At 40.8% G+C, this 15,173-nt stretch carries 16 protein-coding genes; 4 read left to right on the plus strand and 12 right to left on the minus strand.

The genetic code is table 11. The features are described from left to right. The first annotated feature begins 73 nt into the window (after nt 1-73). Nucleotides 74-949, plus strand: coding sequence for an RluA family pseudouridine synthase (locus ACT17O_RS09630; protein ID WP_080976538.1), 876 nt, complete (start codon nt 74-76; stop codon nt 947-949). A 78-nt stretch (nt 950-1,027) separates the two neighbouring features. Here ACT17O_RS09630 and gap read toward each other — a convergent pair whose 3' ends face one another. Together gap and ACT17O_RS09640 are read right to left on the minus strand one after the other, a co-directional pair. Continuing rightward, the gene (gene gap / locus ACT17O_RS09635; RefSeq protein WP_000260683.1) at nt 1,028-2,035 is read right to left on the minus strand and encodes a type I glyceraldehyde-3-phosphate dehydrogenase; all 1,008 of its coding nucleotides are present in this window, start codon (nt 2,033-2,035) and stop codon (nt 1,028-1,030) included. A gap of 222 nt (nt 2,036-2,257) precedes the next feature. Next, entirely contained in the window at nt 2,258-2,881 is a 624-nt protein-coding gene (locus ACT17O_RS09640) for a cysteine hydrolase (RefSeq protein WP_000483064.1), read from the minus strand. A 254-nt stretch (nt 2,882-3,135) separates the two neighbouring features. On the opposite strand from ACT17O_RS09640, the gene ACT17O_RS09645 reads away from it, so the two are divergent. The 3 genes from ACT17O_RS09645 to ACT17O_RS09655 all read left to right on the plus strand — a co-directional run bounded on the left by ACT17O_RS09645 (nt 3,136) and on the right by ACT17O_RS09655 (nt 4,507). Beyond that, nucleotides 3,136-3,696, plus strand: a complete 561-nt coding sequence (locus ACT17O_RS09645; RefSeq protein ID WP_000111607.1) for a TetR/AcrR family transcriptional regulator — start codon at nt 3,136-3,138, stop codon at nt 3,694-3,696. Between the two features lie 173 nt (nt 3,697-3,869). Next, the gene (locus ACT17O_RS09650) at nt 3,870-4,184 is read left to right on the plus strand and encodes a hypothetical protein (RefSeq protein ID WP_002880183.1); all 315 of its coding nucleotides are present in this window, start codon (nt 3,870-3,872) and stop codon (nt 4,182-4,184) included. Between the two features lie 20 nt (nt 4,185-4,204). After that, nucleotides 4,205-4,507 (plus strand): hypothetical protein, encoded by a 303-nt coding sequence (locus ACT17O_RS09655; protein ID WP_258010506.1) that lies wholly within the window; start codon nt 4,205-4,207, stop codon nt 4,505-4,507. A gap of 78 nt (nt 4,508-4,585) precedes the next feature. Here ACT17O_RS09655 and adhE read toward each other — a convergent pair whose 3' ends face one another. The 10 genes from adhE to ACT17O_RS09705 all read right to left on the minus strand — a co-directional run bounded on the left by adhE (nt 4,586) and on the right by ACT17O_RS09705 (nt 15,160). Beyond that, nucleotides 4,586-7,237: a bifunctional acetaldehyde-CoA/alcohol dehydrogenase gene (gene adhE, locus ACT17O_RS09660; protein WP_049478140.1), complete on the minus strand. Its 2,652-nt coding sequence runs from the start codon at nt 7,235-7,237 to the stop codon at nt 4,586-4,588. A 295-nt stretch (nt 7,238-7,532) separates the two neighbouring features. Then, nucleotides 7,533-7,946, minus strand: coding sequence for an MORN repeat-containing protein (locus ACT17O_RS09665; protein WP_049478139.1), 414 nt, complete (start codon nt 7,944-7,946; stop codon nt 7,533-7,535). Beyond that, a complete protein-coding gene (locus tag ACT17O_RS09670) occupies nt 7,933-8,376 on the minus strand; it encodes a low molecular weight protein-tyrosine-phosphatase (protein WP_016893828.1) in 444 nt (147 codons plus the stop codon). Before ACT17O_RS09670 ends, ACT17O_RS09665 begins: the two co-directional genes overlap by 14 nt. A gap of 47 nt (nt 8,377-8,423) precedes the next feature. Further along, nucleotides 8,424-8,744, minus strand: coding sequence for a preprotein translocase subunit YajC (gene yajC, locus ACT17O_RS09675; RefSeq protein WP_025168800.1), 321 nt, complete (start codon nt 8,742-8,744; stop codon nt 8,424-8,426). Nucleotides 8,745-8,872: 128 nt separating this feature from the next. Then, nucleotides 8,873-10,849, minus strand: coding sequence for a transketolase (tkt, locus tag ACT17O_RS09680; protein WP_049520648.1), 1,977 nt, complete (start codon nt 10,847-10,849; stop codon nt 8,873-8,875). 117 nt (nt 10,850-10,966) lie between these two features. After that, nucleotides 10,967-11,590 carry an HI_0552 family protein gene (locus ACT17O_RS09685; protein ID WP_444817475.1) on the minus strand — a complete coding sequence of 208 codons (624 nt, stop codon included), beginning with the start codon at nt 11,588-11,590 and terminating at the stop codon, nt 10,967-10,969. 55 nt (nt 11,591-11,645) lie between these two features. After that, the gene (jag, locus tag ACT17O_RS09690; protein WP_000242589.1) at nt 11,646-12,632 is read right to left on the minus strand and encodes an RNA-binding cell elongation regulator Jag/EloR; all 987 of its coding nucleotides are present in this window, start codon (nt 12,630-12,632) and stop codon (nt 11,646-11,648) included. Nucleotides 12,633-12,646: 14 nt separating this feature from the next. Beyond that, on the minus strand, nt 12,647-13,474 hold the full coding sequence (locus ACT17O_RS09695; RefSeq protein ID WP_444817476.1) for a membrane protein insertase YidC: 828 nt from the start codon (nt 13,472-13,474) through the stop codon (nt 12,647-12,649). Then, nucleotides 13,449-13,820 (minus strand): ribonuclease P protein component, encoded by a 372-nt coding sequence (rnpA, locus tag ACT17O_RS09700; RefSeq protein WP_000748120.1) that lies wholly within the window; start codon nt 13,818-13,820, stop codon nt 13,449-13,451. Before rnpA ends, ACT17O_RS09695 begins: the two co-directional genes overlap by 26 nt. Before the next feature lie 149 nt (nt 13,821-13,969). Continuing rightward, a complete protein-coding gene (locus tag ACT17O_RS09705; RefSeq protein ID WP_444817477.1) occupies nt 13,970-15,160 on the minus strand; it encodes an acetate kinase in 1,191 nt (396 codons plus the stop codon). Between the last annotated feature and the right edge of the window lie 13 nt (nt 15,161-15,173).

The following is a 15,173-nucleotide window of genomic DNA, read 5'->3' on the forward strand; positions in this document are numbered from 1 at the left end:
CATCTTCACCATAGGAACTCAAGAATTTAGCTACTCCCTATCCAAATAGGGCTTTTTTTGTTACAATATCTGTATGCAATTCACATTTACATTACCCGAATCCTTGCCTCAAATGACGGTCAAGCAATTCCTAGAGGAACAACTCCTCATTCCTAGAAAAATCCGCCATTTTCTAAGAATCAAGAAGAGCATCTTGATCAATCAAAAACAAGTTCACTGGAACGAGATGGTCAAGCCAGGGGATGTTTGCCAATTGACTTTTGACGAGGAGGACTATCCCCCAAAGGAAATCCTTTGGGGCAAGCCAGACCTCGTTCAAGAGATTTATCAAGACCAACATCTCATTATCGTCAACAAGCCAGAGGGAATGAAAACTCACGGAAATCAACCAGATGAAATCGCCCTTCTCAACCACGTCTCTGCCTACGTTGGTCAAACCTGCTATGTCGTTCATCGCCTGGACATGGAAACAAGCGGTTTAGTGCTTTTTGCTAAAAATCCTTTTATCCTACCCATTCTCAATCGTTTGTTAGAAAAAAAGGAAATCGCTCGTGAGTACTGGGCACTCGTAGAGGGGCAAGTAGGGAACAAAGAACTTATCTTCCGAGATAAAATTGGTCGTGATCGACACGATCGCAGAAAACGAGTGATAGAACCCAAAAGTGGGCAACATGCCGAAACTCAGGTAAGCCGACTAAAGCAATTTCCAAATCAGACTACCCTTGTCCATTGCAAACTAAAGACCGGTCGAACCCATCAAATCCGTGTTCACCTCTCTCACCATAAACACCCTATTCTGGGCGATCCTCTCTATAACTCTAGATCAAAAACGAGCCGGCTTATGCTCCACGCCTTTCGACTTTCCTTTACCCATCCGCTTACTTTAGAGAAATTAAGCTTCACTGCTCTTTCTGATACATTTGAGAGAGAATTAAAAAAGAATGGATGATCGCTAAATCATCCATTTTGTTTTATCTAAAAATAGAAAAAGCAAGACCTATTAGTCTTGCTTTTATCAACTCATGAATTATTTAGCGATTTTTGCAAAGTATTCAAGAGTACGTACAAGTTGTGCAGTGTATGACATTTCGTTGTCGTACCATGATACAACTTTAACCAATTGTTTGCCGTCAACGTCAAGAACTTTAGTTTGAGTTGCGTCAAACAATGAACCGTAAGACATACCTAGGATATCTGAAGATACGATTGGATCTTCAGTGTATCCGTATGATTCGTTTGAAGCTGCTTTCATAGCTGCGTTCACTTCGTCAACAGTAACGCTCTTTTCAAGAACTGCTACCAACTCAGTTACAGAACCTGCTGGAACAGGAACACGTTGAGCAGCTCCGTCCAATTTACCGTTCAATTCAGGAATAACCAAACCGATAGCTTTTGCAGCACCAGTTGAGTTAGGAACGATGTTTACAGCACCAGCGCGAGCACGGCGAAGGTCACCACCACGGTGTGGTCCGTCAAGGATCATTTGGTCACCAGTGTAAGCGTGGATAGTAGTCATCAATCCTTCAACAACACCAAAGTTGTCTTGAAGAGCTTTAGCCATAGGAGCCAAGCAGTTTGTAGTACATGAAGCACCTGAGATAACTGTTTCAGTACCATCAAGAACGTCGTGGTTAGTGTTAAATACAACTGTTTTAACGTCGTTTCCACCAGGAGCAGTGATAACAACTTTTTTAGCTCCACCTTTAAGGTGTTTTTCAGCTGCATCTTTCTTAGCAAAGAAACCAGTAGCTTCAAGAACGATTTCTACACCGTCAGTAGCCCAGTCGATTTGCTCTGGATCACGTTCAGCAGAAACTTTAACGAATTTACCGTTAACTTCAAATCCACCTTCTTTAACTTCAACAGTACCGTCGAAACGACCTTGAGTTGTGTCGTATTTCAACAAGTGTGCAAGCATAACTGGATCTGTAAGGTCGTTGATGCGTGTAACTTCAACACCTTCTACGTTTTGGATACGACGGAAAGCAAGACGACCGATACGTCCGAAACCGTTAATACCAACTTTAACTACCATTAGTGATTTCCTCCTTATGAAAATCATGAAATTTTTATTGTGAAAAGAGTAACTTGAATCACTACAAATCACCTTTCAACAAAACTATTATATAACTATTTAAGTTGAATTGCAAGTATGGGCATTGTTTTTTGTCTATATCTCGCTTATTTCCCTTTCTCCTTTGAAAGCCTATACCGCTGTCTTTCTTTGTCTACATAGTCATTTACAACTTTCCTTTTTCTAAAGTTGAGCGATAACTTCCTCAGTTGTCAAAACTTGGTTGGCAATGTAGCCATAGTTTGTCAGGGCAGCTTGGTAGGCTTCTTCACCTGGAGCACCGACAGCATCGTTAACAACAATGACATTGTAACCTAATTCTATGAGTTCACGCATGTGTGAATCTACGCAGAGATTAGCATTCATACCAGCCAAGATGACGGTGTCGATACCATTTTTGCGGAGTTGAAGGTTAAGGTCGTTGCTTTCTGGGCCAAAGATTTTATGTCCGTTGACAACAATAGTATCTTCATCCAAAAATGGTTTAATCTCTTCAATCATATCTGCTCCAGAGCCTTCTGGAATTGCTGAATACTGGCTATCACGCCAAAACATTTCGTTTTCAATCATCATCGTTTCACCAGCAGCTTTAAATTGCCACTTGTGATCGTGTGGATAGAAGTAGTGCGGTGAGATAAAACGCTTGTAGCCACGCTCTTGAGCAAGAGCGAAAAGCTTTGTCAGATTTTCAATAGTATTAACTTTTTCAAGAACGTCTTTAGTTGCTCCGAATCCTTTACCAGGATGTTTTAGGAATTCAACTTGTGGGTCTGTGATAACAAATGCGACATTTTTCTGATTGAACATGAGGTTCCTCCTAATATGATTTGATTAACAGCCAATAGGAATTTAGACTGTTAGTTTGATGATTTTCCAAATGGTAGTTTTAGTTATATACTGACCATTCGGTACAATTATAATAACATCTAAAATTGAATTTGTAAATTAATTTGCTCAGAACAAAAAATTTTAATGATAAAACAGTGGCAAAAGGAGGTGGTTTCAATTGTTTGGTCTCAGACTCTGAATCTGCTATAATAGGAAAAAAGAGAGGTGAGTAGATGAGCGTTAAAGAGCGTATTTTACAAAGTGCTGAGGAATTGATTTATCAGAAGGGTTATGTGGCCACCTCCATCAGTGACATCATGGAGGCAGCTGATGTTGGCAAGGGACAGCTTTATTATTATTTCAAATCTAAGAAGGAAATTGGTTTGACGGTCATTCAAGATATTTTAGCAAATTGGCGAAAAGAGCTTTTTGAAGATATTTTTGAAGCAGACAAGTCTGACAGTGACAAGTTTTCGGATATGATTGACTGGGTTTGTCAATTTCATGAAAGTCAGACGGTCTTTTATGGTTGCCCAATTGGTAATCTGATTGTGGAATTGTCCACAGAAGATGAGAACTTCCGCTGTCCTCTCAATGATTTTATGACCCAATGGACAGAGAAGTTAGCCAGCCTCTTGCAAGACCTGCATGCTGACTGGTCAGAAGAGCGAGCGCAGTTGCAGGCCCGTCAAGTCATCTCCAGTATTCAAGGCAGCATTGTCATTCTCAAAGTCAGCCAAGACATCCAAGTTTTAGAAAATAATATGACGGATTTGAAAAAGAATTATTGTTAATTTTTAGCCGAAGAATTAAAAGTATGTTAATTTATAGATTGTGGTTAAGAGGTAAGAATGACAACAGATATTAAAACTGAAATTGGTCATAGAGTAAGACAGGAACGTGAACGTCACAAATTGATGAGAGAAGAGGTCTGTGGACAGAAGCTGACTTAATAATCAAACAGCTGATGCGTACTGAGCTTGGGCAATCCTTGCCAACAATTACTAAGTTACAATATTTATCTAAGCGATTAGAAGTTCCGATAGATACTTTTCTTGAAAATAAAGAACTAGCTCTTCCTGAGGAAGAGTTGCTGAGTCTAGACTTGATTGAAAGAATATTAGACTTGATAAGAACAGGGACAGGTAGTTTCGCTGAAGATATTTTTGATGATTATTTTAAGCAAGTAACACTAAAGCAAGTTTACACATTCAATGATTTACTATTAATTGATTATTTTGCTATGCAATGTCAAGACTTGATTTATAGAAGAGAGCATTAGATGATTTTCGGATTAAGTTGTTGAAACAGCAATTAGTTAGTGATGAAATGTATAATGTAGAGCTACTATCAGTTCTTTGTGCCATAGCGGGTGTTTATGTTGTTCATAATGACTATAAGCATATGATATCTCTAGTAAAAAAGATGAATGAAATTTTATCAGTAACAATGTTGCAAGTCTATAAACCCGGAATTTCAGTATTTGAAGCTAAGTGCTATCTTTATTTTGAAAATGATAAAAATAAAGCAAAGGAACTTTATCACTCAGCAACTATACTAGCTGAACAATTTGATGATAAAGTATTTGATAAAAAACGAAAATAGAAAACTTAAAATTATTTTCAATATTTCAGTTTCACAAAAAAGAGACAGGATAACTCCTGTCTCTAGGCTGATAAACGATTATTTACGACGTCCTGGACGTTCTGCATAACCATAGTAAGCATCTGCCATGATTTCTTCCATGTCAGCTACCATTGGCAAGCGAGGGTTAGCAGGTGAACATTGGTCTTCATAAGCAAGCAAGGCAATTTCATGCAAGCTATCTTTCCAAGCTTTTTCATCAATTCCTTGATCCTTGAAGTTCATCTTGATACCTACTGCAACACCAAGTTCGTAAACTGCTTTAGCGTATGCTTCAACTGCTTCTTCTGGAGTTGAGTGAGGCAAGCCAAGCATTTTCGCGATGTCTTGGAATTTCTCATCAGCTTTCCAGTAGTTGTACTTAGGCCATGTAGTTGTCTTAGATGGGCGAGTACCATTGTAACGGATAACGTATGGAAGCAAGATTGCGTTTGTACGTCCGTGAACAGTATGGTGAACCGCACCGATCTTGTGGGCCATTGAGTGGCTCATACCAAGGAAGGCATTGGCAAAGGCCATACCAGCCATTGTAGATGCATTGTGCATTTTTTCGCGAGCTTCTGGATCAGCTGTCTTAACAGATTTTTCCAACCATTCAAAGACAAGTTTGATTGTTTGGAGGGCGATACCGTCTGTATAGTCGTTAGCGAAGTTTGAAGTGTAGGCTTCAGTCGCGTGAGTCAAGACGTCCATACCTGTATCCGCAGCGATGAAGTCTGGAACTGACTCAACCAAAGCAGGGTCAACAATCGCAATAGTTGGTGTCAATGAGTAGTCAGCCAATGGGTATTTACGATTGTTTTTCTTATCAGAGATAACGGCAAATGGTGTTACTTCTGAACCTGTACCTGAAGTTGTTGGAATACCAATGTATTTCGCTTTTTTACCAAGTGATGGGAAGCGGAAGGCACGTTTACGGATGTCCATGAATTTTTGAACCAAGTCACGGAAGTCGATTTGTGGTTGTTCGTAGAAGAGCCACATTACTTTCGCTGCATCCATTGGAGAACCACCACCAAGAGCTATGATTGTGTCTGGTTCAAATGCTCTCATTACTTCAGTACCACGTTCTACAGTTGTGATATCTGGGTCTGGTTCAACATCTGAGAAGACTTGGACAGTTACACGGTTGCTGCGTTTGTTCAATTGGTCAATAATGCGTTGAACAAAACCAAGTTTTTCGATCGATTTGTCTGTAACAATCATAACGCGTTCAATATCTTCACATGTTTGAAGGTATTGGATAGAATTGCGTTCGAAGTAAATTTTTGAAGGAACTTTAAACCACTGCATATTATTTCTACGTTTTCCTACTTTCTTGATGTTTAGAAGGTTGATCGCACTCACATTATCACCGACTGAATTGTGTCCATATGAACCACATCCAAGTGTCAACGATGGAATGAAGGCATTGTATACGTCACCGATACCACCGAAAGTAGATGGAGAGTTCCAGATAATACGCATTGCTTTGATTTCTGTACCAAAGCGTTTAGCAAGAGCTTCGTCTTTTGTATGGATGGCTGCTGAGTGACCAAGTCCGTTAAACTCAACCATTTGACGAGCTTTTTTAAGACCGTCTTCTGTATCTTCAGCTTTTAGGACAGCGATAACTGGTGATAATTTTTCACGAGTCAATGGTTCTTTTGGTCCTACTTCTGCACATTCTGCAGCCAAGATGTTTGTTCCTTCTGGAACGCTAAATCCTGCTTGTTCAGCAATCCATGCTGCTGGTTTACCAACGATGTTTGCATTTAGTTTAGCACCTGCACAGTTTTTGCTGTTAGCTTTCACACCGAAACAGAATTCTTCAAGAAGGGCTTTTTCTTTTTTGTTTACAAAGTAAGTGTGATATGATTTGAATTCTTCTACAAATTCGTCATATACTTCTTTATCAATGATAACAGCTTGTTCTGATGCACAGACCATCCCATTATCAAATGATTTAGACATAACGATGTCATGAGCAGCTTGACGAAGGTCAGCAGATTTTTCTACATAGGCAGGAACGTTTCCGGCACCTACCCCAAGAGCTGGTTTTCCACATGAGTATGCAGCTTTAACCATAGCATTCCCACCAGTTGCAAGAATAGTTGCAACACCTTCGTGGTTCATTAGCGCTCCAGTTGCTTCCATAGATGGCTTTGTAATCCATTGAACACAGTTTTCAGGAGCACCAGCTGCAATCGCTGCATCGCGAACGATTTGTGCTGCGTGTGCTGATGATTCTTGAGCTGATGGGTGGAAAGCGAAAACGATTGGGTTACGTGTTTTCAAAGCAATGAGTGATTTGAAAATCGCTGTTGAAGTTGGGTTTGTTGTAGGAGTGACACCACAGATTACCCCGACAGGCTCCGCAATCTTTGTCAAACCTGTAATTGGATCATCTTCAATAACTCCAACTGTTTTAACTCCACGCATATTGTTCACTACGTGTTCACAGGCAAATAGGTTTTTTGTTGCCTTGTCTTCAAATACCCCACGGCCAGTTTCTTCAACTGCATGTTGTGCAAGGATACCATGTGCGTCAAGTGCTGCAACCGAAGCTTTTGCCACGATATAGTCAACTTGCTCTTGGTTCAACTTGCGCATTTCATCAAGCGCAACCAAGGCTTTTTTCACGAGACCGTCGACATGCTTCTCAGCAGCAAGTTGCTTTTCCTCTGGTGTTACTGTTTTTTTATCAGCCATATTATCCTCCATAGCCTTTAAGGATGTTATCCTTTGTTAATTTTTTCACAAGTTTATTATAACTCTTTTTTTATGCTTTGTAAACAGTTTCATAAGTATTTCACAAAGAATTTTTCCGAGATTGTGATTTTTTTCTCAATATAGCTACGCAATAGAGTTTTGTCTGGACGATTGTGAAATTATGGAGAAAATTTTTTTATTTCACAAAGTTTTTCTAGTTAATAGTTATTTATCGAATTCAAGCGCGGAAAGCGCTTTCTCCCTGATTTTGAAAAATAGTCTCCTAACTTGGAGACTACTGTTTTTGCTGAAAAACGCCTTGCTTAAAGGTCCCTTCATAAACGACTTCTTGCTCTGTCGTCAACTTCCCTTGACCTTCAGCCTGACCATTTACAAAATCACCTTCGTATTTCCAGCCATCTTTTGATTGGAAAGTTCCTTTCCCATTAAAGGCTCCATTATTGAAATCACCTGTATATTGGTCTCCATTTTCAAAGGTCATGGTTCCTTGACCATTCATTTTCCCACGTACCAAGGTGCCATCATAAACAAGAGCTCCACCATCAAGTGTCAAGACACCTTTTTTAGGCGTATTTAGCAGAAATACCGAAAGAGCACAGAGTACCATTACAACTACTGCAACGAGCTCTAACCTAGGACGAGTTAGGTAAACTCTACACTTCTCATAAAATTGTTTAAGCTTTTCCATTGTCACTCTCTTTTTCTAATCGATCTAGCCAGCTTTGACATCCACTTGTGATACGAGCATAGGTTTCCTCAAAATCTCCTGTATACCAAGGATCTGGGACATTTTCAGCCGCAAAAGAGTAGATCTTGTACTGTAGTTCCTGAGGACACATGTGACGCAGATCTGAAACGTTTGAAGCATCCATACCGATAATGTAATCAAACGATTCAAAGTCTTCTCTGCCAATCTGAAGCGATGTTTTGTCTTTGTCATACGGGATCTGATACTGCTGGAAAATCCCTTGCGTTCCCTTATGAATCGGATTGCCATGTTCCCATGATGATGTTGCCCGGCTTTCGACGTGGTAATCGCTCGTCATGGATTTCATCACAAACTCTGCCATGGGACTTCGGCAAATATTTCCTAGGCAAACAAATACTATTTTTTTCATCCCTTTTCCTCTCGTCTCATAGAAAAACGGGAGTGACAGGTCCCGTTTTATTCTTCGATTGCTCCGCCTTCGTCAACAACTGTTCCTTCTGGTGTCACAGCTTCTTTGAGTGGCAAAACAGTCTTAATTGCAGCCAATTCAAAAGTCAAATAAACGCCATCTACATCCAGTACGATTGTACCTTTCTCAGTATCTACTTCATCCACTGTTCCGTAAAGTCCACCAATTGTAATGACTTCATATCCTTTTTGAAGCTTGTTCAAGCTTTCCATACGCTTTTGTGCTTGTTTCTTTTGAGAACGTTGCATAAAGAACATCAAGGCAAACATACCTACAAGCATGATCAAAAATGTTAAATTTGGACTAATATTTTCCATAGTATTTTCTCCTTTGTATTTTACATAGGACTACTATATCAAATTTCAGCTACTTTTACAAGGTTGTGCCTTGTTTTTATAGTTATAAAAAATCAGAGTGGAAACTCTGATTTTTGTGATTATTTCAAATTTTGAACGACTTTGACTAGATTTTCAACTGTAAATCCATACTCTGCCAATACTTTTGGTGCTGGGGCAGATGCTCCGAAGGTATCAATACCGAGAACTGCACCATCAAGACCAACATATTTGTACCAGTTTTGAGTTGCACCCATTTCGACTGCAACACGACGGCGGACTGCATTTGGAAGAATTTCTTCCTTGTAAGCTGCATCTTGTGCGTCGAAGACATCTGTAGATGGCATGCTGACTACGCGGACTTTTGCGCCTTGGCTAGCCAATTCTTTGGCAGCTGCGACCGCCAAATTCACCTCTGAACCTGTTGCAATCAAAATTGTATCAAAGTCTGCTGCATTTTCATAGACAACATAGGCACCTTTCGCAACTTTATCAAAGTCTGTTCCCTCTTCGACAGTCAAGTTTTGACGTGTCAAGACAAGGGCAGTTGGTGTTTTTTCGCTTGTCACGGCAAGGTACCAAGCCGCTTGAGTTTCACGCGCATCTGCTGGGCGGAAAACATTGAGATTTGGCATAGCACGAAGACCTGCTAGGTGTTCAACTGGTTCGTGCGTTGGACCATCTTCACCAACTGCGATTGAATCGTGGGTAAAGACATAAGTCACTGGAAGTCCTTGCAAGGCTGACAAGCGGACAGCTGCTTTCACATAGTCAGAGAAGACGAAGAAAGTACCACCGTATACACGAAGTCCACCGTGAAGGGCCATCCCGTTCAAGATCGTTCCCATTGCAAATTCACGAACACCAAACTGAATGTTGCGGTTCAAGCGATTAGCATCGTCTTGAAGTCCATCAGTCTTGATATAAGTCATGTTTGAGTGAGCAAGGTCAGCTGAACCACCTAAGAAAGTTGGCAATTTAGCAGCTACAACGTTCAAAGCATCTTGACTTGAATTACGAGTTGCTTGAGAGAAACCATTTTCTAAGGCTGGGAAGTCTGCTGGAGTCACTTCAACTGGATCACGTCCGTCGATGATGGCTTCTACTTCTGCAGCCAGTTCTGGATGCGCTTCTTTATAATCTGCAACTAATTTAGTCCAAGCTTGATAAGCTGATGCGCCACGGTCTGCAACATTTTCCTTGAAATCAGCATAAACTTGCTCTGGAATTTCAAATGGTTCATAGTCCCAACCGAGCGCTTGGCGAGTTGCTGCAGTTTCATCTGCTCCAAGAGGAGCACCGTGTACGGCATTAGTTCCTTGTTTGTTTGGAGAACCGTATCCAATAACAGTCTTCACTTCAATCAAAGATGGCTTGCCTGAAGCTTTAGCTGTTTCGATAGCAGCATGGATTGCTTCCAAGTCTGTTCCATCTTCAACCAAGGCTGTATGCCAACCGTAAGCATTGTAACGGTCACGAACACTTTCTGTAAAGGAATCCTTTGTCTCACCATCCAAGTTGATGTCATTTGAATCATAAAGAACCACCAACTTGTCAAGTTTTTGCAGACCTGCGTATGAAGCCGCCTCACTTGAGACACCTTCCATCAAATCTCCGTCTCCACAGATCACATAAGTATAGTGGTCAAAGATATTGAAGCCTTCGCGGTTATATTTGGCTGCAAGGAAACGTTCTGCTTGGGCAAAACCAGTAGCAGTAGAAATCCCTTGTCCTAGAGGACCAGTTGTAGCGTCAACCCCTGCAGTATGCCCAAATTCTGGGTGACCTGGTGTTTTTGAACCCCATTGGCGGAAGTTCTTGACTTCTTCCATGCTAACATCTTCAAAACCAGAAAGGTGAAGAAGGGCATAAAGAAGCATAGAGCCGTGTCCTGCTGAAAGAATAAAGCGATCGCGGTTGATCCAGTTTGGTTGAGCTGGATTGATACGAAGTTGCTTTGTAAAGAGGCTATAGGCCATAGGAGCAGCCCCCATAACCACCCCTGGGTGACCTGAGTTTGCTTTGTTGATGGCGTCAATACCTAGAAAACGAATTGCATTAACAGATAGATTTGACATAGAATTTCCTTTCTCTTTGAGGTGATTAATGAATCACACATCCTATTTTACTATTATATGAAAAAATGCATAGAATAGCAATAAAACAATTTGCGTTCATCTAACACATTTGATTTTCTATTCCCTCGTCACTTCATAGTACGGAAGCAAGCGCGCATAAGCCTCTTCTAGCTTCTCCAATATCGCTTCTACTGACTGATTTTCAATGAGGGAAACATCTGCCTTAACCAACACTTTACGGACTTCCTGACTTCTCACCTTCTCGCGTAAAGTACGACGATTCTCCTCAGTAGCCTCCACCTTATGACTTTCCCCATTTGAATAGACTAGATAATAAATTCCTTCTACCACTGGAAGTTCTAAGACCTTGGCTTGCTTGTCTAAGGTCTGTTCGTCTTTCTTGCGCTCGATGAAACTGACTTCCAAAGAAATCCCAAAGTCAGCAGGTGTTCCATACAAACGAAGAGCCATCATAGGTTCTGTCACTTGTCCGTCTCTCTGAAGATAGGCCCAGAAATGTGGCCGCAAGCGTTGCGCTTGGTTCATCCACTGACTAGTCTGTTGCAATTGCCATTCTGGATGACTAGTTTGAAAGGTTTTGGCCAGTTCTGTAAAAGACTTCCGAGCCTCTTGGCCTTTTTGCCGCAAGTCCAACATCTTTTCTCTTTCATCGCCAGCTTTATCAGGATTGCGGTACTGGACTCCTGCAAATGATAGGTATTCTCTAACTGATTTCAGCATATCTGAATCTTTCCTTTCCTAGCAAAAAATCAGGATGAACCTGATTTTGCTTTGCTTATTCTGCATCTACGACAACATAGCGATTTGGCTCATCACCTTCAGAGTAACTTGTCACGCCATCCATGCGTGAAATAATGCGATGGATAATCTTGCGTTCGCTATTTGACATTGGATCTGTTTGTTGGCTACGTCCTTCTTCTAAAACACGAGTCGCCAATTTTTGAGCGTAAGTTTGCAAGACTTCTGCACGGTGCTCAACGTAATCATTGACATTGATTGTGATGTAGAAGGTTCTTGAATAGCGATTATAAAGGTAATTTTGCGCTAACAACTGAAGAGCTTTCAAGACTTTTCCGTGGTAGCCGATAATACGACCTGGTTCATTAGTGTCAATTTGAAGATTGATAGTGCGGCGATTGTAGTCGCTTGAAATCGTCCCTTCAACATCCATATCATCCACAATGGTTTGAACGTAGCTAGCTACTTCAGTTGCCACTTGTTCGATATCATAACTTGGTTCTACTTTCAAGCCTAAATCTTCCAAAGATTGACTTGTTGCTTCCTGGGTTTCAGTTTCTTTTTCTGGAGCAGATTCCACTTCCTCGGTAGTATCCTCTGGTTCCAATTCATTTAAAATTGAAATATGGCCTGTTTCTTCCAAAATCGTGCTGGCGTGCTTTTCATTTTTCAAGATTTCAGCCTTGACCTCTTCAGAAACACCTTGACCTTCTTCTTCAATCTTCTTAATCGCTTCCACTACATGCCCCAAATCAACAGTTGCTTCACTTACTGTTTTCACGGGTTCATTTTTTTCATTAACTTCTTTGGGAACCCCTTTAATGGCCTGCTGATTGGCTTTGATTACTGTCGTTTCACTAATCGCTTCGATATCAACTTGAGCTGGCTTCTTACCAAACAAGCCTAAGAATCCTTTTTTCTCTTTCGAAACGACCTTGATGTGGGCCTTCATTCTTGGAATGTCTAATTCTTTCAATCCTTTTTGGATTGCTTCTTCAACCGTTGAACCTGTAAATAATACCATTACCAGATTCCTCCTTATTTTTTCTTTTTCTGTGCTTTTTTCAAGGCTTTTCTCTTCTTGCCTTCTAAATCTTTTTCTGCTTGCGCCACTGCTTCTCTTTCAGCAATAATCTTGAAAGGATTGTTCAAGAAATAGGTTTGCAGAACTTGGTAAGCATTGGATACAGCCCAATACAAGGCTACACCACTTGGGGCGGAGATGGCAAAAACAAAGATCAATACAGGCATACCATACATCATCCCTGTCGTAGCTCTACTTTTTTCAGACAAAGCTTTATTCGATAACCAGCTACTCAAGAAGGTAAAGACTGCCGCCAAAATCGGAAGGACAAAACTTGTATCTACTCCTCCCAAATTAATCCATAAAAAGTGACCTGTTTTCAAAAAGTCTACTCGACTCAAGGCTTGAAAGAGCGCCAAGAGAACCGGCATTTGTATTAAAATCGGCCAGAGAGAGGATGAATGTTTGATCCCTAACTCTTTATAAACCTTACGCATCTCCTGGTCTAGCTTGGTTCTACTTTCCATATCACGACCCGGATATTGCTCTCGCAAAGCCTTGATGCGTGGTTGAGCCTCTTGCATTTTTCTAGAGGCAACCATCTGTGTCTGAAAGACCGGTAATAGAATCGTCCGGATCAAAATCGTGAAGAGGATAATCCCCACTCCGATACTAATGTCAAAGGACAAAAAGCGGATAATTTCAGCAAAAAAATAGACGAATTTGCTCCAAAAGTCTGTCGAGTCTGCTGTTATATCGCTAGCTGTACCATTTGTTGCACAGGCTGTCATGATAAACAAGGACAAGCCCAACAAACTAGTCAACTGTAGTTTCTTTTTCACTCCCATTTCCTTCCTGGTAAATCTTTGATAACTTTAATACGTGGAGTAGGTTTTTCTCCATCTCTGCATATTCCAAGGTTTCCACCCCTTTTCGGGCAATCACGACAAAATCAACATGCTCTACTAAACTCCCTTTTACACTTTGTAGAATGTGCCGGATTCGTCTCTTAATTTGATTTCTGGTAACTGCATTCCCCAGCTTTTTGCTGACGGACAGTCCTACTCGAAAATGGTTTTGCTGGTTTTCCAATTGGTAGACAACAAATTTTCGATTGGCAAAACTTGTTCCGTCCTTGAAAATCGCCTTAAAATCTTTCTCTCTTTTTACACGAAAGCTTTTCTTCAAAACTCAACTCCATCTATTAAATTACTACTATTATACCATATTTTTTGAAAAAGCCAATAACAGCAAGGTTTTAGACATTTTCTACATAAAAGAAGCTGGAAAATCTCTTTCCCAACTTCTTTTTACAATCAAATTTTACGTGTATTTACTTATTTTTTCAAGCGCTCAACATCGCGCGCAATCACCAATTCTTCATCTGTCGGAATAACTAAGACACGGATTTTCGCCGCATCAGTTGAGATGTCTCCCGTTACGCCAAAGACGTTCTTTTCTGGATCCACATCACAACCAAACCAAGAGATACCTGAAATGACATCCTCACGAACCAAAGCTGCATTTTCACCGATACCTGCTGTGAAGATAATCGCATCTGCCCCATTTAGGACTGCAAGGTATTGACCGATATGTTTTTGGATACGATCGACATACATTTCATAAGCCAAAGTCGCATCATGGTCTTCTGCTTCCATGGCAGCAATCACATCACGCATATCGCTTGACTGACCAGAAACTCCCATGAGCCCTGATTCACGATTGAGAACGCGACTAATATCTTCTGGGGTATTGAAATCCTCTGTATATTGCATGAGATAAGGGATGATAGCAGGGTCAATATCTCCTGTACGAGTTCCCATCATCACACCGCCAAGTGGTGTGAATCCCATAGAAGTATCCACAGACTTCCCACCCTTAACAGCTGTGATAGAAGCCCCGTTACCAATATGGCAGGTAATCAATTTCAAATCTTCTAGAGGACGGCCCAAAAGTTTCGCTGCTTCTCCTGCGACAAACTGGTGGCTTGTCCCGTGGGCACCATATTTACGAACCTTGTTGTCTGTGTAGTATTTAGTTGGTAGAGGGTAGCGATAAGCCTTCTCTGGCATGGTTGTGTGGAATGAGGTATCAAATACGACAACACTGGTAATATCTGGAAGCAATTCCTTAAATGCGCGAATTCCAGCTGCGTTAGCCGGATTATGAAGAGGAGCCAACAGTCCCAATTCCTCAACTTTTTCTAACACGTCTCCCTCAACAACTGTTGATTCCTTGAAATATTCACCACCTGCAACGACGCGGTGGCCGACACCTGTAATTTCGTCGTACCCTTTGATAATGTCAAAACGAATCAAGTCATCCAATAAAATTTTAACGGCTTGTGTATGGTCTTCAATATCAAGAATTTGTTGCTCCGAACGACCGTCAAATTTTACTGTTGAAATTGAATCTTTCAATCCAATACGTTCAATCAAGCCTTTAGCCAAAACTTTTTCCTCAGGCATTTGATAAAGTTGCCATTTCAAGCTTGAGCTTCCTGCATTGATTGCAATTGTTTTTGTCATAAGATGATACCTC

Source organism: Streptococcus sp. HJ1 (assembly GCF_052399005.1).
GTDB lineage: Bacteria > Bacillota > Bacilli > Lactobacillales > Streptococcaceae > Streptococcus.

Excerpts from the sequence above, each read along its gene's own strand:
- ACT17O_RS09630 (WP_080976538.1), top strand. The coding sequence starts at position 74 with ATGCAATTCACATTTACATTACCCGAATCCTTGCCTCAAATGACGGTC.
- gap (WP_000260683.1), bottom strand. The coding sequence starts at position 2,035 with ATGGTAGTTAAAGTTGGTATTAACGGTTTCGGACGTATCGGTCGTCTT.
- ACT17O_RS09640 (WP_000483064.1), bottom strand. The coding sequence starts at position 2,881 with ATGTTCAATCAGAAAAATGTCGCATTTGTTATCACAGACCCACAAGTT.
- ACT17O_RS09645 (WP_000111607.1), top strand. The coding sequence starts at position 3,136 with ATGAGCGTTAAAGAGCGTATTTTACAAAGTGCTGAGGAATTGATTTAT.
- ACT17O_RS09650 (WP_002880183.1), top strand. The coding sequence starts at position 3,870 with ATGCGTACTGAGCTTGGGCAATCCTTGCCAACAATTACTAAGTTACAA.
- adhE (WP_049478140.1), bottom strand. The coding sequence starts at position 7,237 with ATGGCTGATAAAAAAACAGTAACACCAGAGGAAAAGCAACTTGCTGCT.
- ACT17O_RS09665 (WP_049478139.1), bottom strand. The coding sequence starts at position 7,946 with ATGGAAAAGCTTAAACAATTTTATGAGAAGTGTAGAGTTTACCTAACT.
- ACT17O_RS09670 (WP_016893828.1), bottom strand. The coding sequence starts at position 8,376 with ATGAAAAAAATAGTATTTGTTTGCCTAGGAAATATTTGCCGAAGTCCC.
- tkt (WP_049520648.1), bottom strand. The coding sequence starts at position 10,849 with ATGTCAAATCTATCTGTTAATGCAATTCGTTTTCTAGGTATTGACGCC.
- ACT17O_RS09685 (WP_444817475.1), bottom strand. The coding sequence starts at position 11,590 with ATGCTGAAATCAGTTAGAGAATACCTATCATTTGCAGGAGTCCAGTAC.
- jag (WP_000242589.1), bottom strand. The coding sequence starts at position 12,632 with ATGGTATTATTTACAGGTTCAACGGTTGAAGAAGCAATCCAAAAAGGA.
- ACT17O_RS09705 (WP_444817477.1), bottom strand. The coding sequence starts at position 15,160 with ATGACAAAAACAATTGCAATCAATGCAGGAAGCTCAAGCTTGAAATGG.